This is a genomic window from Maribellus sp. CM-23 (assembly GCF_021354595.1).
Lineage (GTDB): Bacteria > Bacteroidota > Bacteroidia > Bacteroidales > Prolixibacteraceae > Draconibacterium.
Genome location: NZ_JADWYJ010000001.1, coordinates 1,488,741 through 1,513,270, shown reverse-complemented (window position 1 = coordinate 1,513,270; position 24,530 = coordinate 1,488,741). Strand labels below are relative to the sequence as shown.

The window sequence follows — 24,530 nt, the reverse complement described above, 5'->3', positions numbered from 1 at the left end:
TTAACTTATGTGACTTAAGTCACCCAGATTCATTACAAAAACTTAACAATAAAGGGAGAATGTCATTTCATGCTACCGATGTGTAATTATCTTTAACGTTTCCGGTCAAATCGGTTATTACGGCAATTTCATGATAGAAAAGGTCGCTGTTTTCTAAAACAAATAAACATTCAATACAGATTCAAATGAACGTTCGATTTTTGGGTACAACATTTTTAGGCATCTCAGCTGCATTGGTATTGCAAGGTGCTGCTATTGCAGGGGTACAGGCCCAGGAGAAACAAGAAGCTAAGCCGTGGTTTAAAGACGGGGAAGCGCAAATTGTTAAAGCTTTTGAAGATCCGGACCGCTGGATCAGGGAAGATTTGTGGGTGGAAACCGAATTCGACAGCGATGGCGACGGACGCCCTGACCGGATGCACGTTGACGTAACCCGCCCGGCCGAAACAGAAACCGAGGGTTTGAAACTGCCTGTTATTTATAATACCAGTCCATACTTTGCCGGAACTGCCGGAAACGATCCTTCCTATTTTTGGGATGTGAGGCAGGAGCTGGGTGAAGAGCCCAAACCACACGCACACCCGACGGAAATTAAACAAAGAGGGGTGCGTCCGATCATTTCGAAAGGGCATGTTAGTACCTGGTTGCCGCGTGGCTACATTGTGGTGCATTCTTCGTCTCCCGGAACAGGTTTGTCGGACGGTGTGCCTACCGTTGGCGGCGAGAATGAATCGCTGGCACCAAAGGCGGTGATCGATTGGCTTTGTGGTAGGGCAAAAGGTTACACAAGCCGCACCGGAAGCAAAGAGGTAAAAGCTTTCTGGTCGACCGGGAAAGTGGGAATGACCGGCACGTCGTACAACGGAACGCTGCCCCTGGCCGCTGCAACAACCGGCGTGGAAGGCTTGGAAGCCATTATTCCGGTGGCGCCCAATACTTCTTATTACCACTATTACCGCTCCAACGGGCTGGTTCGCTCGCCCGGCGGGTACCTGGGAGAAGATGTGGATGTTTTGTTCGACTTTATTCACAGCGGCGATGAGTCGAAACGTGAATATGCCCGAAAGACTGTGCGCGACACGGAGATGAAAAACGGGCAAGACCGTGTTACCGGCGATTACAACGATTTTTGGGCAGGACGCGACTATCTGAATAAGATGGATAAAATGAAAGCCGCCTTGCTGATGTCGCACGGTTTTAACGATTGGAATGTGGTGCCCGAACACAGCCTGCGAATCTACGAAGCCGCGAGGTCCAAAGGACTGCCGGCTCAGATATATTACCACCAGAACGGGCACGGCGGACCGCCACCCGTATCGATGATGAACCGCTGGTTTACCCGTTATTTGTTTGGTGTTGAAAACGGGGTGGAGAACGATCCCAAAGCGTGGATTGTACGTGAAAACGACGAGCAGGGAAACCCGACGTCGTATGCCGATTACCCCAATCCCGATGCTTCGCCGGTCATCCTTCATCTCACAAAAGGAGCGCCTGAAAAAGGAAGCCTGACTGTGGAAAAACCAACATCGCAGGGAAGAGAGACCTTGGTTGATAATTATTCTTTTTCAGCCGAGGCACTCGCAAAAGCAGAAAATACGGATCACCGATTGATTTACGTAACACCCGTTCTGAAAGAGGATGTACATCTTTCGGGGAAGACGGTTTTCACCATCAGGGCCGCCAGCAGCAAGCCCGCAGTAAACCTTTCGGTTTACCTGGTATCCTTACCCTGGACCGATCATCGAGGTGCCAAAATTACCGATAACCTGATCACGCGTGGCTGGGCCGACCTGCAGAACTACAAATCGTTGTGGGATAGCGAGCCACTCAAACCTGGTAGATTTTATGAAATGTCGTTTGAATTGCAGCCCGATGACCAAGTGATACCGGCAGGTCAGCAGATTGGGTTGATGATTTTTTCGAGTGACCGCGACTTTACTTTGCAGCCCGAACCCGGAACCGAGTTGAGGGTTGACCTGGATGGAACTTCCGTTTCATTGCCTGTTGTTGGCGGCGCACAGGCGTGGATGAAGGCTACAGGTGAACTTTAAAAAACGAAAAAGATGTTTGGCAAATCAACGTACACAGAGCGCAGAAGAACGCTTAAAGAGAAAGTTGGTAAAGGTTTGATTCTTTTGCTGGGGAACGACGAGTCGGCCATGAATTATGCCGATAACACCTACCATTTCCGACAAGACAGCACTTTCCTCTATTATTTTGGAATCAATCATCCGGGGCTGGCAGCGCTGATCGATATTGACAGCGATACAGAAACAATTTTCGGAGACGATTATACCATCGACGACATTGTTTGGATGGGGCCGCAACCTACGATTGCTGAGCGGGCAGAGGAATGCGGAGTAAGCCGTGTTAAGCCGGTGGCTCATTTGCAGGAAGCCGTGAACAAGGCTAAAACCACCGGGCAAGTGTTGCGTTTTTTGCCGCTGTACCGGCCTGGAAACAAGATCAAACTTCTGGAACTGGCAGGTGTGTATCCCAAAGAAATTGCAAGCAGGTACTCGCTCGAACTGGTAAAAGCGGTGGTGAGTCAGCGCGAAATAAAAACAGCCGAAGAACTTGTGCAAATTAACCAGGCAGTGGATGTCTCGGTGGATATGCACATGGCAGCCATGAAATTTGCCCAACCCGGGATGAGGGAAGCTGAAGTTGCCGCCGAAATTCACAAAGTAGCACTTGCTGCCGGTGGAAACATCTCTTTCCCCATCATTGCCACCATTAATGGGCAAACATTGCACAATCATTACTACGGGAATACCATCAAAGAGGGCGATCTGTTTTTAGTGGATGCCGGTTACGAGAATGAAATGTGTTATGCGGGAGACCTGTCGAGCACTTTTCCGGTGAGTAAAAAGTTTACTTCAGAGCAACAGGAGATTTATGGCATTACACTGGCGGCTCATCAGGCGGCAGTCGATGCGCTGGGGTTCCAAAAACCTTTTCGGGAGGCACACCTGGCAGCCTGTTCAACGATTTTTGATGGAATGAAAAGCATGGGCTTTACCAAAGGAAATACCGCCGATGCAGTGGAGGCAGGCGCTCATGCCTTGTTCTTCCCCTGCGGAACCGGACATATGATGGGCCTCGATGTGCACGATATGGAAGACCTTGGCGAGGTTTGGGTGGGCTACGACGGTCAGCCTAAAAGTACACAGTTTGGGTTAAAATCGTTGCGACTGGCAAAACCGCTGCAGGCCGGGCATGTATTTACCATTGAGCCGGGGATTTACTTTATTCCGGAGTTGATTGATCTTTGGAGCGGGCAGGGTAAATTCAACGACTTTATTAATTGGGACAAGGTGAAAAGTTATCGTAATTTTGGTGGTATACGCAACGAAGAAGACTTTGTAATGACCGAGAACGGAGCCAGATTACTTGGAAAACCAAAACCCAAGACAATTGTCGAAGTAGAAGCTTTGCGCGGATAGATGACTGCGTAAAGCACAGAAGGTTTTTGCAGAGTGCCGGTTGGTTTAACATTCGTGATTATGATCAGAATATTTAAAAACCGAAGAAGCAGCAGGCCAGTTTGGCAGATCACACTGGCAGTTCTTATGATTTTGATGAGCATCTATTTCATCAAAAACGAGCATCTTGAGATTGCACAAATACGATCGACGCTGCAAAACGCCAACACGTTTTACATTTTTCTGGGGCTGATCGTTACGGTACTGTATGTTTTGCTCCAGGCATTTATGTATGTTTTTAGTTTCAGGGCAGCGGGTGTGAAAACGAGTTTAAGCGACACCTTGCCTCTGTTTCTGAAGCGAAACCTGATCAGTATTTTCCTGCCGGCGGGTGGAGTTTCGTCGCTGGTATTTTTTACCAGGCCGCTGTCTGCCAGGGGGATCAGTAATTCCGATATTCATTATGGCTCTTACATTTACGGGCTGTGCGGATTTCTTTCAGTGGTTGTGGTTGCCTTTCCTCTGCTGATTATACTGCTATTACGCAACAAACTTACTTCAGTAGAACTGATTCCTTTCATCGTGTTAATTGTGTTGATTGCCCTGATTTTATTGATTGTCTGGTCGTTTGTGAAACGCGGTTTTGTTTACAGGCAGGTGCAGCGGTTCAATCCGCAGGCGCTGTTAACACTTGAGAATGTTTTTTCAACGAACCTTCACAATCGGGCGTTTATTTTTGCATTGCTGATTTCCGTGTTCATTGAGTTGGTTGGGGTAAGTCATGTTTATATTTCCATGCTGGCGCTGGGTTTTCAGCCTACTTTGTTTACTGCTTTCATGGCCTACATCGTGATGGTGATGTTGCTGATTGTTTCGCCTTTTTTACGCGGTATCGGGGCCATCGAAGTTTCCATGACCTATGTTTTTATCCAAAGCGGAATAGCTGCACCGCAGGCTGCCGCCATAACCCTGGTGTTCCGTTTCTTTGAATTTTGGCTGCCTTTGATCGCCGGTGTGGGCAGTTTTCTGTTTTCAAGAAAAAACATCCTGTTACGTGTTATTCCGGTGTTTATCATCTTTGTTGCGGGCCTGATAAACATTGTTTCTGCCATTTCGCCCACCTTGCCCGAGCGGATTGTGATCCTCGAAAAACTGCTTCCCCGGCTGGCGCTTACGATTTCAAACTTCGCCGTATTTTTTATTGGTTTGCTGTTAATCGCTCTTTCGGTTTACCTTTTGAAAGGAGTGAAGCGCGCCTGGAGAATCTCACTTTTGCTATTAACCCTTTCCGCGATTGGCCACCTTACCAAGGGAATCGATTACGAAGAAGCCCTGGTTTCTCTGTTTGCGATTGCCAGTTTGTTGTATACTTACCGCCTGTACAATGTGCGTTCCTTGCCTTTTTACCTGCAAAACTGGTGGAAAATATGGCTGGCTGCTTTTGTGGCACTGATGGTAAGTGCGGTGGGTGGAACTTATTTTTTGGAAAAAGTACACATGGGGGTGGATTACAGTTTTATCCATTCGTTAAAAGCTTCGTTTCGTTTGGTTTTCCTGTTCGACAACTCTGAGTATTTGCCACAGTCAAGCTTTGGGCAGCATTTTGTTTTACTGGCTCATCTTTTTAGCGGCGGGTTGTTGATTTCTGCTATTGTGCTTTCACTCCGCCCTATTTTTGTTACCGACCACACGGATCTGGAAAATGAGAGGAACCACGCACGTTTGCTGGTGCAGGATTACGGTAAGTCGGCACTCGATTATTTCAAATACTACCCCGATAAGCTTTTCTTTTTTAATGAAAATGGTTTTCTGGCCTATAAAATCCAGGGGAGTTATGCTGTTGTTTTGGAGTTACCGGTTTGCGCCGATGAGGAAACGACGCTGCCCTTGCTTCAGGAATTTGAGCGCTATTGTTACGGGAACGGCTTGAAAACCTTTTATTACCGGGTTCCGGAATCTTCCGTCGGTGTTTTTCGGCAGCTAAAAAAGAACGTATTGTATATCGGGCAGGAAGCCATTCTGAACCTGGAAACTTTTTCGTTAAGCGGCTCAAAAATGCACCCGCTGCGAAATGCCATCAATAAAGCTAAAAGTGCAGGATTTACGTTTCATGTGTACGAACCTGAAATAAAGGACGGGGTGATCCAGAAGCTTCAGCAGGTGTCGGATGACTGGCTGAACAAGCCCGGAAAGAGCGAAATGGTTTTTTCGCAAGGAATGTTTCTTCCCGAGTTGGTGAAGAAGACAACTGTGATGACGATTGAGAATCCGGAAGAAAAAGTGGTTGCCTTTCTGAACCTGGTGCCCGATTTTGTAAAAGAAGAAGGAACCTATGATTTGATTCGGATTACGGACGATGCTCCCACCGGGATCATTTATTTTCTGTTAACTGAAATGTTTGCGTGGTTCAAAAGCAAAGGGATTACGCATGTCAATCTTGGTTTAGTAGCTTTTGCGGGGATAGAGGATCCCAAAACGATGGCTGAACGATCGATGAAAATAGCCCTGGAAAGATTAAAGCCACTTCAGCATTTTAAGGGACAATTTCAGTTTAAAGACAAGTTCAATCCCGACTGGGAGAAGAAGTACCTGGTATACAGCAACGACTACGATCTTGTGCAGTTTCCGGTGATTCTAAAGGGAGTTTCAAAACCATAACCGGTTAATAATTAACGTTCAATTTGCATTCAGAACCATCGTGCCGTCAATTCGGCCTGCGCACTTGGAGAAGGGCTAAATTCTTGTATTTTTACGCGAAATTTGGCAGGTGAAAAAACTTCTTTCCATACTTTTTTTTAGCAGTTTTTCATTGAGGCTTTTCGCGCAAAACGAGATAGGTCCTGATGGAGACAAGCTTGTGTATATTTTTTTGGTGCTGGCTGCGTTGATAGCCGGTTTTATTTTAACCGGAAGATCGTCGCGCAAAACAAAGGATGGCGGAGGTAAATCGCTGTTTGGTAATGGCAGAGTAAGTATTGAACTCGAGAAAAGCGCTCTTTATTACCCGGATCGGCTAAAGCTTACGGTCAAAAATACCGGGAAAACAGATATCGATCTTGCCCGGCCTTTGCTGGTGTTCGATAATTTCTGGATAAAACGAAAATTCAGGCTCAAGGGAAGCAATAATTACGTGTTTTATCCGCTTTACCTGGAAAAAGGGAAAACGCACACACTTGAAATCGATTTGCTGCGTTTTTACGGGCACGACGATCGCCTGAAAAAGTTTCCAAAAGCAAAGGTCTACCTGGAGGATGTAAGAGGGAAGAAGCTGGGAAGCCGGGCAGTTTTTTTGCGGAAAACGGCGTTTAAATTTTAAATGAGAAACTGGAAATTCAATCATATAGATTTTTCAACTTATCCGGGTTATGAAGGAAATGACCTGGGAGTTTTTTGGTCGCCTGAAAAAACGGTGATCAAAATATGGGCGCCTACTGCCCAGGTGGTTGAGTTACGTTTTTACAAGGACGGACTGACCGGAGAAGCCTTTCATAAAACCAATTTGCAGAAATCGGGCAACGGAACCTGGTCGACAGTTCTAAACGGCGATTACGAAGGCAAATACTACACTTTCAAAGTTAACGACGGCGAGTGGCTCAACGAGGTGCCGGGAATGTATGCCCGTTGTGTGGGGGCCAATGGCCTGCGCGGGCAAATTTATAACCCGAATTCCACCAATCCCGAAGGATGGGCGGTGGATCGCGGACCACGTTACCATAGTTTCACCGAAGCGGTTATTTACGAACTTCATGTACGCGATTTTTCCATTTCCGAAAATTCGGGCATTGAAAGCAAGGGGAAGTTTCTGGGGTTTACCGAAGAGGGAACAAAATCTCCGCAGGGACAGAAAACCGGTGTTGACCACTTGCAGGAACTGGGTATTACGCATGTTCACCTGCTTCCGGTAAACGATTTTGCAACGGTTGACGAAGAAAAGCCGCTTGAGAAATACAACTGGGGCTACGATCCGCTGCATTTTTGTGCACTGGAAGGTTCGTATGCTACCGATCCGTACGACGGAACCAAGCGAATCAGGGAGTTTAAGAAATTGATAAAAACACTGCACGACAAGGGAATTGGCGTTATTCTGGATGTGGTGTTTAACCATACTTTCTATGCCAAAGAGTCGGTGTTTAACCAAATGGTGCCCGGCTATTTTTACCGACAAAAACCCGATGGAACGTTTGCCAATGCAACGGGATGCGGGAACGAAATTGCCTCGGAGCGTTTCATGGCCAGGAAATACATCGTTGATGCGCTGAAGTTTTGGGCGGAAGAATACCACATCGACGGTTTTCGTTTCGACCTGATGGGCGTTTTGGACCTGGAGACGATGAAAACGATTCGGGAGGAAATGTCGAAGCTGGATCGTGGTTTGCTTCTTTACGGCGAAGGCTGGACTGCCGACCAAAGCCCGATGCCCGAGGAGCAGCGTGCTGTTAAGCAAAACACGCATAAACTGCCCGGAATCGCCAGTTTCAATGACGATTTCAGAGATGGGTTAAAAGGAAATCACGGCGACAAAAAATCAAAAGGATTTGTAAGTGGTCTTAACCTGCGGGAAGAAACCATTAAGTTTGGAATTGCCGCTGCTGTTGATCATCCGCAGATCAATTTTGGCTACATCGAATCCATCAAAAGTGCCTGGGCAGCAGAACCTGATCAATGTATCAACTATGTTTCGTGTCACGATAATTACACGCTTTGGGATAAACTGAAACAAAGTCTGCCCAAAGCCCCGGATGAAGAATTGCGGAAACGGGTAAAGCTGGCCGGTGCGTTGGTGCTTACTTCGCAGGGAGTTCCTTTTTTGCATGCCGGTGTTGAGTTTTGCCGCAGCAAAAACGGAAACGGAAATTCCTATAAATCACCTGATGCTATCAATCAATTGGACTGGGCGCGAAAGAACGATTACTTCGAAGTATTCAACTATTTCAGGCAACTGATTCAACTACGAAAAAATCATCCGGGCTTGCGGATTGCCAATGCTGAAGGCATCCGAAGCCACCTGAATTTTTGCACCCAGTACAAAATAGGGGTTGTGGCTTATTGTATCGAAGGGCAGCAGGTTGGCGATAGTTGGGAGCGGATCATGCTGTTTTTTAACGGTAATGCCGAGCCGGTTGAAATGCCATTGCCGGAAGGCAATTTCAGGATGGTGGCCAATGATGCTGAGATCAACGAAGCAGGAATTGGTGAGCTGGTTTCTGATACGGTTACGATTCAGCCTGTTTCCATGCTTATTCTTACTTTGGTAAAATAAAAATCCCATTCACCACGAAAGTGAACGGGATCTTGCTCTTATCTTAAAAATATGTCAAAGGTTTACTTATTCCAGGGCCAGGGTTTTATTTTGGTCCGTACGGCTTCTTTCTCCCATAATTCAGCCAGTTCCTTTACTTTTTCCGGATACTTTTCAGCTAGATCTACCGTTTCCGAACGGTCGTTTTCCATGTCGTAAAGTTCCCAGGCATTTTCATCTTCGGGAGTAAATTTTTTGAGTTTCCTGACCTTTGAAACCAGTTTCCAGTTACCGGCTCTTATGGCACGGTTTCCTTCGTGTTCCCAAATGATATAATCGCGTTCAACAGGTTTATTCTCAAAGGCCGGAGCCAGGCTTTTGCCTTCGTATGGCTGTATTTCGTGGCCGTTGTATTGTTTTGGATAATCGAGATTGGCCACATCAATACAGGTTGCCATAATATCAATCAGGTGCGAGGGCTGGTTTCGAAGTTCGTTGGCGGCTTTAATTCCGCCGGGCCAGTGTACGATCATAGGTGTTGAAATACCCCCTTCGTGCACCCAGTGTTTGTACATACGGAAAGGTGTGTTACTCACATTTGCCCATTCCTCGCCGTAAGCGACCCAGGTGTCGGCCGGGCCGGGCATTACACCGCGTCCTCTGCGCACAAATCGTCCGTCGCGGGCATATTGGGGTTTTCTGCCGTAAAGAATGGAATCTTCGGCGTACGGGCGCAGTATTTTTTGTTCTTCGGTAAGGGGAACAGCGGATTTGTTTTCACCTTGTGCTTCGGCGCATCCACCATTGTCATGCATGTAGAAAATAATGGTATTTTCCAGCATTCCCCGGTTTTCCAGCGCAGTAATAATTTTACCTATTCCCTGGTCCATAACATCGACCATGGCGGCATAAACTTCCATTCTGCGGGCCTGCCATTCTTTCATCTCCTCATCTTTCCACTCCGGAATATCAACGCCTCTTTCTGTTAATACACATCTGTCGTCGATAATTCCGAGTTTCTTTAGTTTGGCAAAGCGCTCTTTGCGGGTTTCGTCCCAGCCTTTGTCGTATGTTCCCTTGTATTTGGCAATTTCTTCTTCAGGAGCGTGTAACGGCCAGTGTGCGGCAGTGTACGCAACGTAACAAAAAAACGGTTGGTTGCCGGGGTGTTGATTGATGTATTTAACCGTTGTGTCGCTAATGGCTTCGGTGTAGTAAAAATCATTTCCGGGCGATATGTAGTTGTTGCCGCTAACCAGCCCGCTGGGATTGTAAAAACTACCCGACCCCGTAATGGTTCCGAAGTGTCTATCGAATCCTCGTTGGAGCGGCCAGTTGCTTTTATCACCGTCAGGTTCTACATCGTAGCAAACATGCCATTTCCCGGTCATGAAGGTAGAGTATCCGTTTGCTTTAAAAAGCTCAGCGAGGGTAAGCGCATTTTTGCTTAGGTCGTCGCGGTAACCTTCTTCTTCGTATTGGTTAAATGCAAGCTGCCCCATTTCTGCCTGATGAGGATACAATCCGGTTAACAAAGACGCGCGTGTTGGACTGCAACGTGCAGTGTTGTAAAACTGGGTAAAACGCAATCCGGTGGCTGCCAAGTGGTCGATGTTGGGTGTATTTATCTCCGAGCCAAAACATCCGATATCGGAATATCCCATGTCATCGGTCAGGATAACGATTACGTTGGGTTTTTGAGTTGGGGCTTCCTTTTGGGTACAACTGGTTGTGCCCAAGAATATTGTTCCCAGGAGTAGTGCGGTTAACCAATGCTTTTTTAACAGGTAATTTCTTTTCACAAATGTTTTTGTTAAAACGATACTTATTTATGCTGTTTTACTTTGCCTTATTTTTTGATCGCTTTTGCAAGGCGGTAAAGATTTCAGGCCCTGTTTCGATGACTAAGTACCTGGCTTCAGAAATAATCTTCAGGACTTCTTCTACTATGGGGATCTTTTCCAAATAAAAATGTGCTGTTTGTAAAATGTGCCCTATCCGTCAAGACGTTGTTTCCGCGAATCATTCTTTTGAAGTTTGCTTTCAGAAGAATAAAAATAGAAGCGGAACCAAGGAAGAATAATAGAGAGGCCGCCCTAAAAATATCGGGCAGCCTTTCTATTTATTCAGCAATTTATCAATTAGCCTTTATGAGTTTAATATTATCAAGGAACCAGCGGTTGGCTGTAGACACCTGCCATTGAGTCGCATGGATCGTAATCTTGGTGTCGTTGTTGATCGTAACACCAGTGAGCTCTATTTCGGCTCTGACCCATTCAAGTACATGACCCGTCTCGAAACCCGATTCGGGCACATCAAATGTTACTTCCTCGCTTCCATTCGTAACGATGACGATCAGGTTGACGGGATCAATTTTGCCTGATCCCTGGCGCATCGGACACCAGTCGAACGACAGCGCGGTTGTTACTCCAGCAGGAATGTCTTCAATTTTTGGAAGAACGATACCAGCCTGATAGCCCGTTTTACCGAACTTGAGGTAATTGTTCTGAAGATAGATACACTCGCCCGCTTCCGTACTCGTGGGTGTAACACGCAGGAATTGATAACCTTCCTGGAGAAGAGCATCATTGGCTGTAATGCCATCAACAACCGTAGCCGAAGACGATATCTGAGGGGCGGTTGAGCCGAGGTTGTCCGTTTCAACTGTCCGGCCGGCTGCGCTTGCTTCAGCCCAAGGGTTCAACCACTCAAAATCCTCCGCAAAATAGATGATTTCCACCACTCCGAGGTCTTCAATGGCAGTAGCGTTTAGCTTGATAACAGGAGCGGCTACGCCTGCAAAATAACCAGTAGCTTTTACTTTATGGCCATTTAACGGAGCAAGGTCAAAATTTTCCGGAGCATCTGTTATTGCAACAGAATAATTAGCGCCTTCCACTGTTACGTTATTGCCATTCAATATGCCATTGACCGTAATAAAAGTTCTCGAAGTGGAAGTGTAGGTATCCACCTCATCAGTAATATCTGTCGCGGCAGGATAGGTTACCGTACTACCCGCAGAGTTAACGTTCGCTTCGTCGCATTCTACGTATGGAAGCGAATGAGTATCGTAGAGCTTTGTCCCTTTTACCGAAACGTTGTCGCCAACGCTTACAGCAGAAGAGCTTTGCATAAAGATATTTACAGTCCCGTCGCTAACAATGAATCCTTTTGTTGTGACTGCTGTTACGATAACCTGCGGCACAATAACAACCGTTTCGTTTTCCAAGTCGGCCAATTCTGCCAGTGTATATTCCTCACAGTCGCGATATTTGTCTCCATCCTGAGAAATTATCACTTCGGCCCGGCTTGCCAGTGTGCCGCCCTTGAATACAAGCGCAGCCTTGCGGGGATTGTCAACAGCGCCACCGCGGATATTTTCCGTTACAGTAATTGTAACATCCATTGTTCCGGTGCCGGAAACGGGCGTGACTGTTACCCATTCGGGAACTTCCGTAACCCAGTCGGCATCAGCATAAACGGTGATGATCTTTTCCGATGTTCCGGTCGCTTCAAAATTCAGCGTACCGGCGCTCGCCAAAACTGCCTTCGACAGTCCGCTCTCTTCATCGTTGCAGCCCTGTAAGAGGCTGGCAAACACCAGAAGGATAGAGAAGATGATATAATTTGTACGTTTCATGATTTTGCAATTTTTTATCAATTACCATTTTTCAGTTAAAAAGAGAGTCCGTCATTCCAACCCGGGTTCTGCGTAAGATTGTGGTTGAGCGAACGCTCGTTGATTGGAATCGGGTAGAGATAATCGCGCCCCTCGTCAAAAGAAGTGCGTTCGATATTTTTATGATAGTAAATGTAACCTTTACTACCTCCTGAAAGGATGATTTCGTTTCCTATCTCATATGCGATTCCGGAAGTTACGTCAGGTTTGGGTGTTCCATTGGCATAAAGCGTAACATCTGCCTGTCCATCACCACTCAGGTCGTATGCTCCGGGACCGGGGAAATACATTCCGTAAGTAGACTGGTCGATGCAATAACCGGCTTTCCAGCGTACCAGATCGTCGAAGCGGAATCCTTCCTGATTCAGTTCAATACCCCTTTCACGGCGGATTTCAAGGATGATGCCTTTGTTTGCGTCTGTAACATTTGGGTAGCCTGTTTCTGCGTCAGAAAGGTATCTGTCGGGATTGGCGTTGGCAGCGTTCATGTCAAGGTTTGGCATTCCTGCACGCTGACGGATCAGATTGACTGATTCGTCAAGGTCGGCCTGTATCAAGGTGCCAAGTTCTGCCTTTGCTTCGGCATAATTGAGGAGCACTTCGGCATAGCGGTAAACCGGCAAGTCGCAAGTAGAACGGTCGTTACGATCTACGTTGCCACCCGATGCTTTAGGATCCTGTACAAACTTAATGGGCTGATAGCCGGTAACGCTTATTGAAAGGTCGGGCGCCAGCACTGTTGTTTGCCCGATGCGGGTATAGCCCGGCGTACGGATGCTTTGGGTCAGACGGGGATCGCGGTCTGTCATTTCGTCGATGAACGACATCTCCTGCCAGCCCGACTGATTGGTAAATGCCGTACCGTCTTTTTTCAGGTAAGTATTCACCATCTTGCGGGTCAGTCCCGGCCGTCCCTGTGTTGGTACCAGCGTATGCGCTGTAGCATTGTGGTAGATGTTAAGTCCGTAGTCGAATTTGATAGCGAGAATATACTCGTTCGGATCAGCATTTTCTTGTGCAAAAAGCGTCAGATAGTCGCTTTCCGGATGATTGGTGCTGTACAGACTGTATACGCCATCATTCATTAAGTTCTTCGCCGCTGTTGCCGCTTGTTCCAGATAATATTTGTAGTCGTGTCCGTCCAGATTGATAGAGTGATATTTCCGGTAAGTACCTTCGTACAGGCAAAACTGAGCTTTCAAGGCCATGGCTGCATATTTGTTGACACGATAAGGACTGCTTGTTTCCTTTGCCTTGTCGGGAAGATTGGCAATGGCGTAATCAATGTCCTCAATCATTTTGGTCATCACAAATTCGCGCGAATCGCGGGCATTGTAGAGCTCTTCATCTGCCGAACCCAATTCAGCTTCGTACCACGGCACATCGCCGAAGCGTTTTATCTTCTCGAAATAGAAGAAAGCGCGGAAGAAGCGGGTTAGTGCCGTATATTTAATAACAGCATCCTCGTCCTTGCATTGATCGGCATAGGCAATCAATGTGTTCATTCTGCGTAGGTCTGTCCACGACCATCCTCCACCCGAAGCGGGAACGGTACGCTTGGTGCCTCCCAACATTATGTCCGACAGGTTTTGGCAAACATAAAGGTCGCTCTGCAAATCGTAGGGCGATTTGTCCAGCAGGTTATTGTAGAAAGGGTTGCTGAAGAGCTGAAGATCTGTTTCCGTCTGGAAATAATCCGCCTGAGAAATCTGGCTCAATGGCTTCAGGTCAAGAAGATCATTACAAGCCGAAAGCCCCATAAGCAATGTCATGGCTACTATAGTAAAACGTTTTATCTTAATCATAGCTTAATCGTGTTAAAAAGTAATATCTACACCAAACATAATGGTCTTTTGCCAGGGATAGAAGGCGTTGTTGGAAGCGCCGCTTCTGTCGATGGCTCCTTCGGGATCAAGGTATTTCGTACGTTTCTTAAGGGGCGACCAATAGCAAAGGTTTTCACCCGAAAAATAGAAACGAAGCGCATCAATGCCTACTTTATTCGTCAAAACAGACGGAATAGTGTAACCGATGGTTAGATTTTTTAAACGCAGATAGCGTAGGTTCTGGAGATAACGGTCGTTGACCTTGCTCAAAGGACCAGAGGTGGCTGAATAGGCCATCGGTCGCGTAAAGTATGCATCCCGGTTATCTTCTGCCCATACATCTTTCAGAAAATCTTTCTGCAAATAAGTGAGATAAGGATACGAATAAGGTCCCCAGAATGGCATTGACTGTCCGGTAGGATACCAGTAATGATTTCCGGTGCCCTGGAAGAATACGGATGCATCGAAACCATACCAGCGAATACTTGTATTAATGCCGTAAGAAAAACTAGGAAGCGAGTTGCCCAAAATCTTACGGTCGCCCGGATCGTTAACACTATTGCTGCCGATTCCCAGTTTTTTATCCCCGTCAAGATCTAAAAACTTAAGGTCGCCCGCCTGCCAACCGCCGGTGATTCGGTTGTTGATATAACTTAAATCAACCTCTTCGGCATATGCCTGCGCTTCTTCGGTGCTCTGATACAGTCCGTCGGTAACAAAACCCCAGATTTCTCCAAGGCGCATACCTTCGTAGTAGCTCTTGGCAAAAGTTTTGTCGGCATTATCATATTTCGTGATGGTACTCATGTAGTTGCTGACATTAACCCCAATGCTGTACTCCAGGGGTTTGTTTACCAGAGTCAGCTGGTCCCTCCACGAGGCAGACAACTCGTAACCTTTTGTGCGCAAGTCGGCCGTATTCATTTTCGGAACGGAAGCTCCGTACACTGCCGGCAGTTCAATGCCGTCGGTCAACATGTTTTTGGTATCGCGAATATAGACGTCGGCCGTAAAGTTCAGTCGGTTATTGGCCATAGTGAGGTCGAACCCAAGGTCCCATTGCGCTGCTGTTTCCCAGGTCAGGTCGGAAGCCACAGGGGAACCCAGCGACGAATACTTACCCATAGTGCTGCCTTCGTTGAATGAATATCCTGCGAAGTCATTGATGGAAACCAGGCGCAAATAGGCATAATAGGAAGAAACATTCTGATTACCCAGGCTTCCGAAAGAGGCTCTTAGCTTCAGGTTGTCGATGGTGCCTTTGGCCGATTCGAAGAAAGACTCTTCCGAAATGCGCCAGCCTGCCGATGCCGAAGGGAACCATCCCCAGCGACTGTCAGCTTCAAAACGCGATGTTCCGTCGTAGCGACCGCTGACCTCAAGAAGATAACGGCCCTTGTAATCGTAGTTAACACGAGCGAAAACGCCGGCCAAAGCGTATTCATTCTGCCCGCCACCTACACCAGTGATGGTTTGACCCTCCGAATTTTGACCCACGAGGTCTAAGTCATCCAGCGTTGAAGAAGAAAGATATTCACCGTATGCGGAAAGATTTTTCAGTTTCAGGGTTTCGTAGTTGAATCCAACAACACCCGACAGATTATGCTCGCCAAAGGTTTGGGTATAATTGGCAAATACGTTCGTCGAGTAGTAATTGCGCGTATTAACCGATTCGTCGAGCCGGTTGGCACCGGCGCCGGTTGCATACGAGCCAAGTGGCGCATCCGGATATTCCCGGTAAAAAATGTTGTTGGAACGGCTTGTGTTACGTGTCTGATACTGGCGGTAAGTAAAGTCGGCCGTAATTTTCAATGGTTTTATCGGATTGAGGACAAGACGGGTCGTGTTAGATAAATCAGATGCCCTGTTTACGTTCCGGTGCGACCCTTCGCCAAGGATAATGTGGCGGCCGTTACCTACTTTATAGTTCAGATACGGGGTGCTGTAAAGCCATGACCCGTCAGGGTTTTGCATCGGAAAATTTGCAAGTGCATGCCTTGCGCCGTAAGCAAGCGTATTCTCTACGCTGCCATCTCCCTGAAAAGTATATTGCGAAGCGTAGAACGAGGTGTTATTTGTCATCGTCGCCCACTTGTTGATCCGGAAGTCGATCTTTGAACGCAAATTGTATTTATTAAAAATATCAGGATGAACTTTCAGGATACCCTCCTGACGATCATACGCACCCGATACAAGATACTTGATGTCCTTCGTTCCGCCATTGATGGATATATTGTGTTGTTGCACCGGGCGGCTATCCCGGTATTGCATGTGCCACCAGTCGTAGTTGCCGTAATAAACCCACTGATTCCGTCCGTTTCTTACTTCTTCTACTACCCAAGGACGATCGGGGTTCTCTGTCTTGTCATTTACACGGGCTAATAGCTGCTGCATATCGCGGTCGGTATAGTTGACGTAGAGCGTTCCCGAGTCGGCCTTCCAAAACTTGTTGATGGTATAAACCGACCAATATCCGGTAGTTTCATAATCAGTGGAAGTTGTCGGGCTTTCCCAACCATAGCGGCCGCTGTAGCGGACAGTCGCTTTATTGTCTTGCGCCGATCCCGATTTTGTTGTAACCAGGATAACCCCAAAAGCCGCACGCGCACCGTAAACGGCAGCAGCCGAAGCATCTTTGATAACCGAAATTGATTCAACGTCGTTTGGGTTAACGCGGTTCAGGTCGCCCACTGCACCGTCGATCAGTACCAGGGGCGAAGCGCCGTTAATGGAAGTTACACCACGGATATTGATGTTGGGCGAACTGCCGGGTACGCCCGAAGAAGTAGTGATGTTAAGTCCCGAGACAGAGCCTTGCAGCATATTCGTCAGCGAATGGGATACACGGTTTTCAAGCCCTTTGCTTTCTACCGTTGACACGGCGCCGGTCAGGTTAACCTTTTTCTGTGTTCCATAACCGATAACCACCGTTTCATTCATTAAAATGACGTCTTCCTGCATGTAAACGTTGATGTCTTTTTGATCCGGGGCAACATTGACTTTTTGAGTCAGGTAGCCCACATAAGAGATATTTAAAACGACAGCCTCTGATGGAACCAGAAGACTGAAAGATCCATCTGCAGCAGTAACCGTACCTTGAGTGGTGCCACTGAGTTGAATGGTTACTCCTACAAGAGCTTCTTGCTGGGTATCAAAAACTTTTCCCGATACCGTTCTATTCTGGGCGGAAAGAACCGAAAAGCCCTCCACCACAAATAGTATTAGCAACAAAATAAGAGATTTGAACGCTTTCATTGATTCATAGGTATTTAAATTAGAATAATTTTTATTTCGTCTTATAAGCATCCGTAGAGAAGACTTTGGGGCGTTGCATATTTTCTGTCCAGATGTGCCCAAATTCATCTTTGACGGTAATGGTCAGGTCCGTGTCTGCATTATCGGCTTTCACCTTGAAGAAGTGGGTGAATTTATCGGTAATAAAACTGGGAGTAGACGTAAGACTAGCCGAATTGAAGCGCTTCACGGAAAGGGCGGCAATATGCAGCGGGTCGTATGCCCAGACTTTTTCATGAGTCAGACTCTTTCCTGATTCGTCAGTTACGGTCAGCGTCCAGCGCGGATTCCAGTTCCAGATGTTTATCAGCACCTCGTTATTGTTGTTTGCCGGGTAGGCATCAACATACTGCATATACTTATTCTTAACCGAAGTAGGAACCGAGGATGGCATCAGCGGAACATCTGCCAGCGAAAAGTTTACATTGTTCAGGTCGTAACTCCGGAATTGGTAATCCTCCGGCCATCCGGTGGCCTTGTAAACATATTGCAAATCTTTCCCCGAAACATCCCAAATCGAATACCCGCCCGGTGTACCGTCAGGACTGATGTGAACACCCGGCGTTAAGTTACCCGACCACCACCAGGAGGCGCAAACCGCTCCGGCGTTATGTTCATAGAAATCATTTCCGCCTGTAATGGCATCCTGGGGCGTAACATTGAAAGTCTTGTGTGTATGCCCCGTCACAAAATGCACTTTATAGCCATCCAGAATGTTGAATAGTTGTTCGGTGCTGGTTATGTCGTGGTCTATCTTAAATTCGGCAGTTTCCGAAGGTAAATATACTTGTGCGTGCATCACAACAACCAAAGGCGTTGACTTGTCGATGTAAGAGAGGTCTTTTTCAAGCCAGCTCAACTGTTCAGCAGAAGTCAGTTTTTTGTAATTGCGGGAAGTTGTTCCGTCATACTCACTGCAATCGATGTCGTCCATGACAACATAATGGACCTCACCTATATTAAACGAGTAATAGGTAGGGGCAATGTTGTTCATGTATTTGAGTTCCGCGGTAAAATCGGAAGTCGCCTGATAATCGTAGTCGTGGTTGCCGATGGTATGGAATATCTGCAAATTTTTAACCTGACTGTTTATGGTGTTCAGGTATTCGGGTAAGCCAAAGTTGTTTGAATACCAGTACAAATCCCAGGTCATGTCCCCCAGGGCAATTGCATACATTTTTTTAGAAGCGTGGGCGTTCATGTAAGTGTTCAGGTCGGTGGTAAAAGCCGAAAACTGGCTAAGGTCGTTTGTTCGGGCGGCAAGGTGCATGTCGCCCAGCATGAATACTTTGTAGGCATCCTGGCCGGTAACCTTCTGAAGCGTAAAGTCTACCCGTTCTACGGTGTTGGCACTGGCTTTTAATTTTTGAAAGAACTGAGGAAGCACTCCCGAAGAAGGCGCCTCGTAATTGCTCGGAACAGAAATAAAGACATAGTTTCTTTTCTTTGCGGACTTGAGTTGATAGATGCCTTGTTCATCTGTGGTGGTTACTTCCACACCATCTGAAACCACGACGCCTTTCAAGCCGCCCTCTGCCGATTTAACGATGCCATATACCGTAGTGCCTTCGTCCGGCGTAAACAAAAAATCAACAATATTGATGTATATCTTCCCAACAGGCTTCTTTCGTGCATCCCGTTTAACGGAAACATTGTAAGTGCCGGTTTTACATTCATTGGAAATCTGCACTGTGAAGCCTGTAGACGAAACAGCGGTGACAGGACAAACGTAAGATATGCCACCCGACTCCAGGATGAATGAATCGGACGTTTTTAGTCCGCCTCCGTCTTGCGCTGTAAAAACATATTCACCGCCCTTGGTCACATCAATTGTTGACGGGAGGGTAATCTGTATATTAAAATCATCTATCGGTTCTTCGTTCTCGTCCCCGCTCTCGCAACTATACAGCGATGAAATTACAGCCAAAACTAAATACAATAAAATTTTACTGTATTCCAGGTTACTTTTTATTTTTCTCATTCGTTTAAAATGTATCTATTCTTATTTGGTAAGTAATTTCTCTAAATGTTCCGGATAATTCCTTGTAAAATAATCCACTCTCATTTCGATGAAATACTTCATGTCCTCTTTTTCTCCACCGTTATTTGTCATCAAGGAGACCCATAACGTACTTCGTGATTTAGTGGCACAAAAGGCGCCACTTGTTGTTATTTATCTTAACTGTTCGCGCAACCATCCCGGGCGGTTGGTTGTAATGGCGCTTACTCCCAGGTCGGCAACTCGTTTGGCGTCTTCTGGTTTGTCAACTGTCCAGCACCAAACATCCAGTCCAAGTTTTTTGGCTTTGTCCATTGTTTCCGGAGTAACCAGTTTTGCATTTACATCTATTCCTTCAAGGCCCAGTGCAGCACATTCCCCGATTTTGTTATCCAAATCTTTGGCCGATGAGGTGAGCCAGTAGCAGTCGTTTTCAGGATACAGTTTTTTGGCCATGAGAATCGTTTCCCAGTTAAAGGCGATAAATTTTACTTGTTTTGCCTTGCCCGATTTTTTGATCGCTTTTTGTAAAGCCGTAAAAATTTCAGGACCGGTTTTGATTTCGATAACTAAGTATCTGTCTTCAGGAATAATCTTCAGTACTTCTTCCACAAAGGGGATCTTTTCTCCGGCAAATTTTTCATCTTTCCAGGTACCGGCATCCAGCTTTCTAAGTTTTTTTGATTTTGTTTCCGAAACTACCAGGTCGACTCCGGTTGTTCTTTTGGTGGTTTTGTCGTGGATCGCCACCACCCGTTGATCGGGCGTAAGGTAGATATCAATTTCAACTCCGTCGGCTCCAAGTTCCCATCCGAGTTTAGCTGCTGCAACTGTATTCTCAGGAGCCAGGTAAGAAGCTCCTCTGTGTCCTACAAACTCTACCTGTGCAAACAAAGGAAAGCTTGCCGTAATCATGAAAAATAAAAGAAATGTTGTTTTCATCTGTATGTAATTGTTTGTTTTATCAGTTTGTCGCTATATAATATCGTTCGTTTTTGTCTTTTGATGAGAAGTGGTTTTATTACTTCGGATTGGGGCGGTTTTGCCTGATCTTCCATTCTGTAGTGGAAAATTTCACCGAAGGGTCAGCCACATCGTTGCATTTTACGATCAAAGCACCTTCTTTCTCCCAGTACGATTTAACGGTATAGCCGTTCATTGGGCCATCTTCTTCTCCCCGCACCGTTTTGTCGTCGGGGTTTACAATAATTTTCAGACCGGCCGATTCGTTCAACATATCCATGTCGCCTCGGCTGTTGCCGCCTACGATCAGCGGTCTGGTTTTAATGTAGGTTTCAATAGTATGCGCTTTTCCATCGTCCTGCGGAATCGGAAGAATGATTTCGTTCGTGGTTTTGCCCTCTTTTACCACACATTTGGCACCCAAAATATTTATTTCAGGAATACCCAATTGTTCCGACACGAATTTCTGGTAAAGAATTTCGGGAGATGCGGTAAGCACCCAAACTTCAAACCCGTATTCCTTCAGGTTGGCAATTAATTCCTTCATTTCGGGGTAAAATTTCCCTTCATAGGCTTCGCGGAAGCAATTGTAGCCAATCATTTCTATCTCTGATGGAGAGAGGCCGGCCAGAAAATGAATGCGGTCTTCTACGTATATTTTCCCCACGTTGTCCCCGTTTTTCACCATGCGGTTTAGTACCTCTAGCTTTTCTTTTGCGTCTTTGTCGTTTCTGTTTTTCAGAACCTGGTCGGCATAGCGGTAAAGCGCTTCGTCAGCTAAATAATGAGGTACCTGCCCGAAAGTTGTTCCGTCGCAATCGAAAACAGATACTTTTCGCTCGGTCATGGTAAGTGTTGAGTTCAAAAAGCTTTCAAGCTTCTCATTCACTTCTTTCGACCATCCTTTGATCGGACGAAAGGTTTGAGCCTGTATTCCCTGTATGAACAGGAGAAATGTGAGTGATAATATAAATAGGATCTTTCTCATTTTTCAATTGATTTGAATGAAACGCAACTGCGTTCTTTTGTTGTTTATTGATTTAGATTAAGCAATTAATCGTTGCTTCTCTGTTTTCCAGGTAAAAGCGGTGAAAATGATGGAAATCACACAGGCTGCGAGCATAAGGATAAACGCCGCATCCCAGCCCCAGTGGTCCACAATAAATCCGATGGCAATATTGGCCAGCAATGCTCCGCCGAGGTACCCGAACAGTCCGGTAAGGCCTGCAGCAGTTCCGGCTGCCTTTTTGGGAACAAGATCAAGCGCCTGAACTCCGATTAGCATAACCGGTCCGTATATGAGGAATCCGATGGCAATCAGGGCGATGTTGTCGATCATGATATGGCCGGCAGGATTTTGCCAGTACATATAAATGGCCACCATCACCAGTAGCATGTAAATAATAATTGCGGGGGCTCGTCTTCCCCTGAATACTTTGTCCGAAATCCAGCCACACAACAGAGTTCCAGGGATGCCTGCATATTCATAAGCAAAATAGGCCCACCCCGATTCGGAAATCGAGAAGCCTTTTACTTCGTCGAGGTACGTTGGGGCCCAGTCGAGCACTCCGTACCGAACCAGGTAAATCATGGCGTTGGCAAAAGCAATGAGCCACAAAAATTTGTTTCTAAATACATAGGTGAAGAAAATTTCCCTTGCTGAAAATTCCTTTTCATAGCTTTGGTTATAATCTTTCGGATAATCTTTTTTGTAGGCTTCAATATTTGGCAGACCACAGGATTGCGGAGTATCCCGAATCAGAATATAGGCCAGGAACGCAATACCCATGGCAATTAATGCCGGAAAGTATAGCTTACTGTGCCAGTTCCCGAAAATGGCAACTCCTACCACTGCCAGTGGGCCAATCAGGCCGCCGCCGATGTTGTGGGCCACGTTCCAGATCGACATCATGGTGCCGCGTTCTTTTGTCGAAAACCAGTGTACCATTGTACGTCCGCAGGGAGGCCAGCCCATTCCCTGAAACCAACCGTTGATAAAGATTACAATGAACATGATGGTTACTGATGAGGTCAGCAACGGGATTGTCCCCAGGCTAAAGATGGTCACAGCCGAGAGTAATAATCCAAGGCTAAGAAATACCCTTGCATTGCTTCGGTCGGAAACTCCTCCCATCAGGAATTTGCTTAGTCCGTAGGCAATGGAGACAGCTGAAGCAACTATCCCCAATTGACTTTTGGTGTAACCTTGCTCAATCAGGTCGGGCATAACAAGCGAAAAGTTCTTTCTAACCAGGTAATAGCCAGCATAACCAATAAAAATGCCCAGAAAAACCTGCCAGCGTAATTTTTTATACGTAGGATCAATTTTCTCTTCAGGCAATAGTTCTTTGTGTGGAGGGGGAGAAAGTATATTTCTAAAATTAAGCATTTAGTTAATTTGTTAAAGTTCGCAAAAGTAGGTTTCTATTATTTACGTTTTATTGCTAATCATTTACACTTTTATTAAACAAGCTTATGCCAGGTAGCATTGGGCTATGTCGGTATAAGTTTTGACTTGTTCTTTTTCCCAGCTTTCATCTTTCCGGAGTTCCTGTGCCATAATTTTGGCTACTTTGGGTGCAATTTCAATAGACGCTTTGGCGTCGAGGTAGAGTACTCTCACTCTGCGCGCCAATACATCGTCAACGGTGCGTGCCATTTCGTTTCTAATTGCCCAAACTACTTCCCCAACCGTAAAATCGTAGTCGTCGATTAACTTATGGGCATAGTCCGGATTCTCCTTCTGAAGACGGAGTATCTCGTCTTGGTCGCTACCATAAACATAGAGCCAATGATTGTAATCCGGATTTTCGCGGTAGCCATGTATTTTAAGGTTTTTGGTTTTACAGGGCTTCAGAGGAAGACTCTTTCTTTTTATTGCGAGGTCAATCGTTTCTTCCGCCATAATTCGGTAGGTAGTCCATTTTCCTCCGGTGATGGTAATCAGGTCTGAATCGGAGGCGATTAGTTTATGACTACGCGAAATTTCTTTTGTTTTGGTTTCGTCCGCATGTTTTTGTGGGGCGGCCAGTGGTCTAAGTCCTGCAAAAACGCAAAGCACGTCCTTTCGCTGGGGCTTCCGGGTAAGGTAACGACCTGCTGTTTCCAGAATGAAATCAACTTCTTCCTGCAAGGCTTTGGGTTCCAAAACAAAGTCTTTTACCGGGGTGTCTGTTGTGCCCAGAATTACCCGGTTGTGCCACGGTACTCCGAACATTACGCGGCCATCGCTGGTCTTGGGGACCATAATGGCATCGTCGCCGCCCAAAAACGACTTGTCAACAACCAAATGCACTCCCTGACTGGGTCTGACCAATGGCTTTTCTTCGGGCGCATCCATTTTAATAATATCATCCACAAAAATGCCGGTGGCGTTAATAATGCATTTCCCTTTTAGTTTGAATGTGCCACCGTTTAGTTCATCTTGGGCCACCACACCTGAAACTTTTCCGTTAGCGTCTTTCAGCAGTTCGGTAACTTTTACATAGTTTACCACATTTGCACCATGCTCTGTAGCAGTTTGCACAAGGTTAACAGCCAGGCGTGCGTCGTCGAACTGGCCGTCTTTGTATGCTACTCCTCCTTTAAGATTCTTTTGCTCTATTTCGGGAACATGTTTTATTACTTCTTTTTTGCTCATTGGGATCGAGTGTCCCAATCCCATTTTTCCTGCGAGTAAATCGTACACTGTAAGCCCAATCGTGTAGAATGGTTTTTCCCACCATAGATAATTTCCAATTATAAATCGTTGGTTTTTAACCAGGTGTGGGGCATTTTTTCGCAGGTATCCTCTTTCACGCAAGGCTTCTCTCACCAAAGCAACATCTCCTTTTTGCAGGTAGCGAACTCCACCGTGCACCAATTTTGTGCTTCGGCTCGATGTTGCTTTTGCAAAGTCTGATTGTTCCAGTAAAACAGTTTTGTATCCGCGGGTGGCTGCATCTACTGCAATACCCAGGCCCGTGGCTCCTCCTCCCACAACAATGAAATCCCATTCTTCTTTTGATGACTTCAATTGTGCGATGTAGCTCTCTCGGTTCATTTTATGTGGTATTTTAAATATTAAAGGTTTTTAATTGTTTGTGTTAAAAACATGAAGTAAAAA

General features: G+C 46.2%; 14 protein-coding genes. 5 read left to right on the top strand and 9 right to left on the bottom strand.

What is annotated here, in order from left to right; all coding sequences use genetic code 11:
* The first annotated feature begins 185 nt into the window (after nucleotides 1-185).
* The 5 genes from INQ51_RS05995 (at nucleotide 186) to pulA (ending at nucleotide 8,685) form a co-directional block, all read left to right on the top strand.
* On the top strand, nucleotides 186-2,051 hold the full coding sequence (locus tag INQ51_RS05995; RefSeq protein ID WP_233376973.1) for a Xaa-Pro dipeptidyl-peptidase: 1,866 nt from the start codon (nucleotides 186-188) through the stop codon (nucleotides 2,049-2,051).
* A 12-nt stretch (nucleotides 2,052-2,063) separates the two neighbouring features.
* Nucleotides 2,064-3,446, top strand: a complete 1,383-nt coding sequence (locus tag INQ51_RS05990; protein ID WP_233376972.1) for an aminopeptidase P family protein — start codon at nucleotides 2,064-2,066, stop codon at nucleotides 3,444-3,446.
* A 60-nt stretch (nucleotides 3,447-3,506) separates the two neighbouring features.
* Nucleotides 3,507-6,083 (top strand): phosphatidylglycerol lysyltransferase domain-containing protein, encoded by a 2,577-nt coding sequence (locus INQ51_RS05985; RefSeq protein WP_233376971.1) that lies wholly within the window; start codon nucleotides 3,507-3,509, stop codon nucleotides 6,081-6,083.
* 109 nt (nucleotides 6,084-6,192) lie between these two features.
* The gene (locus INQ51_RS05980) at nucleotides 6,193-6,741 is read left to right on the top strand and encodes a hypothetical protein (RefSeq protein WP_233376970.1); all 549 of its coding nucleotides are present in this window, start codon (nucleotides 6,193-6,195) and stop codon (nucleotides 6,739-6,741) included.
* The gene (gene pulA / locus INQ51_RS05975; RefSeq protein WP_233376969.1) at nucleotides 6,742-8,685 is read left to right on the top strand and encodes a type I pullulanase; all 1,944 of its coding nucleotides are present in this window, start codon (nucleotides 6,742-6,744) and stop codon (nucleotides 8,683-8,685) included. It begins immediately after the preceding gene.
* A gap of 62 nt (nucleotides 8,686-8,747) precedes the next feature.
* Here the strand turns inward: pulA and INQ51_RS05970 are convergent, their stop codons facing one another.
* The 9 genes from INQ51_RS05970 to INQ51_RS05930 form a co-directional block, all read right to left on the bottom strand.
* The gene (locus tag INQ51_RS05970) at nucleotides 8,748-10,466 is read right to left on the bottom strand and encodes an arylsulfatase (protein ID WP_233376968.1); all 1,719 of its coding nucleotides are present in this window, start codon (nucleotides 10,464-10,466) and stop codon (nucleotides 8,748-8,750) included.
* A 335-nt stretch (nucleotides 10,467-10,801) separates the two neighbouring features.
* Nucleotides 10,802-12,304: a BACON domain-containing protein gene (locus INQ51_RS05965; RefSeq protein WP_233376967.1), complete on the bottom strand. Its 1,503-nt coding sequence runs from the start codon at nucleotides 12,302-12,304 to the stop codon at nucleotides 10,802-10,804.
* A 35-nt stretch (nucleotides 12,305-12,339) separates the two neighbouring features.
* Nucleotides 12,340-14,148: a RagB/SusD family nutrient uptake outer membrane protein gene (locus INQ51_RS05960; RefSeq protein ID WP_233376966.1), complete on the bottom strand. Its 1,809-nt coding sequence runs from the start codon at nucleotides 14,146-14,148 to the stop codon at nucleotides 12,340-12,342.
* Nucleotides 14,149-14,160: 12 nt separating this feature from the next.
* The gene (locus INQ51_RS05955) at nucleotides 14,161-17,400 is read right to left on the bottom strand and encodes a SusC/RagA family TonB-linked outer membrane protein (RefSeq protein ID WP_233376965.1); all 3,240 of its coding nucleotides are present in this window, start codon (nucleotides 17,398-17,400) and stop codon (nucleotides 14,161-14,163) included.
* Nucleotides 17,401-17,455: 55 nt separating this feature from the next.
* Nucleotides 17,456-19,444: a calcineurin-like phosphoesterase C-terminal domain-containing protein gene (locus tag INQ51_RS05950; RefSeq protein ID WP_233376964.1), complete on the bottom strand. Its 1,989-nt coding sequence runs from the start codon at nucleotides 19,442-19,444 to the stop codon at nucleotides 17,456-17,458.
* 192 nt (nucleotides 19,445-19,636) lie between these two features.
* Entirely contained in the window at nucleotides 19,637-20,404 is a 768-nt protein-coding gene (locus INQ51_RS05945; RefSeq protein WP_233376963.1) for a glycerophosphodiester phosphodiesterase, read from the bottom strand.
* A gap of 79 nt (nucleotides 20,405-20,483) precedes the next feature.
* Complete coding sequence (locus INQ51_RS05940; protein WP_233376962.1) at nucleotides 20,484-21,413, bottom strand: HAD family hydrolase; 930 nt, start codon at nucleotides 21,411-21,413, stop codon at nucleotides 20,484-20,486.
* A gap of 57 nt (nucleotides 21,414-21,470) precedes the next feature.
* Nucleotides 21,471-22,814, bottom strand: a complete 1,344-nt coding sequence (gene glpT, locus INQ51_RS05935) for a glycerol-3-phosphate transporter (protein WP_233376961.1) — start codon at nucleotides 22,812-22,814, stop codon at nucleotides 21,471-21,473.
* 84 nt (nucleotides 22,815-22,898) lie between these two features.
* Complete coding sequence (locus INQ51_RS05930; RefSeq protein ID WP_233376960.1) at nucleotides 22,899-24,467, bottom strand: glycerol-3-phosphate dehydrogenase/oxidase; 1,569 nt, start codon at nucleotides 24,465-24,467, stop codon at nucleotides 22,899-22,901.
* Between the last annotated feature and the right edge of the window lie 63 nt (nucleotides 24,468-24,530).

Coding starts and splice junctions, on each gene's coding strand:
- INQ51_RS05995 (WP_233376973.1), top strand. CDS start 186: ATGAACGTTCGATTTTTGGGTACAACATTTTTAGGCATCTCAGCTGCA.
- INQ51_RS05990 (WP_233376972.1), top strand. CDS start 2,064: ATGTTTGGCAAATCAACGTACACAGAGCGCAGAAGAACGCTTAAAGAG.
- INQ51_RS05985 (WP_233376971.1), top strand. CDS start 3,507: ATGATCAGAATATTTAAAAACCGAAGAAGCAGCAGGCCAGTTTGGCAG.
- pulA (WP_233376969.1), top strand. CDS start 6,742: ATGAGAAACTGGAAATTCAATCATATAGATTTTTCAACTTATCCGGGT.
- INQ51_RS05965 (WP_233376967.1), bottom strand. CDS start 12,304: ATGAAACGTACAAATTATATCATCTTCTCTATCCTTCTGGTGTTTGCC.
- INQ51_RS05960 (WP_233376966.1), bottom strand. CDS start 14,148: ATGATTAAGATAAAACGTTTTACTATAGTAGCCATGACATTGCTTATG.
- INQ51_RS05950 (WP_233376964.1), bottom strand. CDS start 19,444: ATGAGAAAAATAAAAAGTAACCTGGAATACAGTAAAATTTTATTGTAT.
- INQ51_RS05945 (WP_233376963.1), bottom strand. CDS start 20,404: ATGAAAACAACATTTCTTTTATTTTTCATGATTACGGCAAGCTTTCCT.
- INQ51_RS05940 (WP_233376962.1), bottom strand. CDS start 21,413: ATGAGAAAGATCCTATTTATATTATCACTCACATTTCTCCTGTTCATA.
- glpT (WP_233376961.1), bottom strand. CDS start 22,814: ATGCTTAATTTTAGAAATATACTTTCTCCCCCTCCACACAAAGAACTA.
- INQ51_RS05930 (WP_233376960.1), bottom strand. CDS start 24,467: ATGAACCGAGAGAGCTACATCGCACAATTGAAGTCATCAAAAGAAGAA.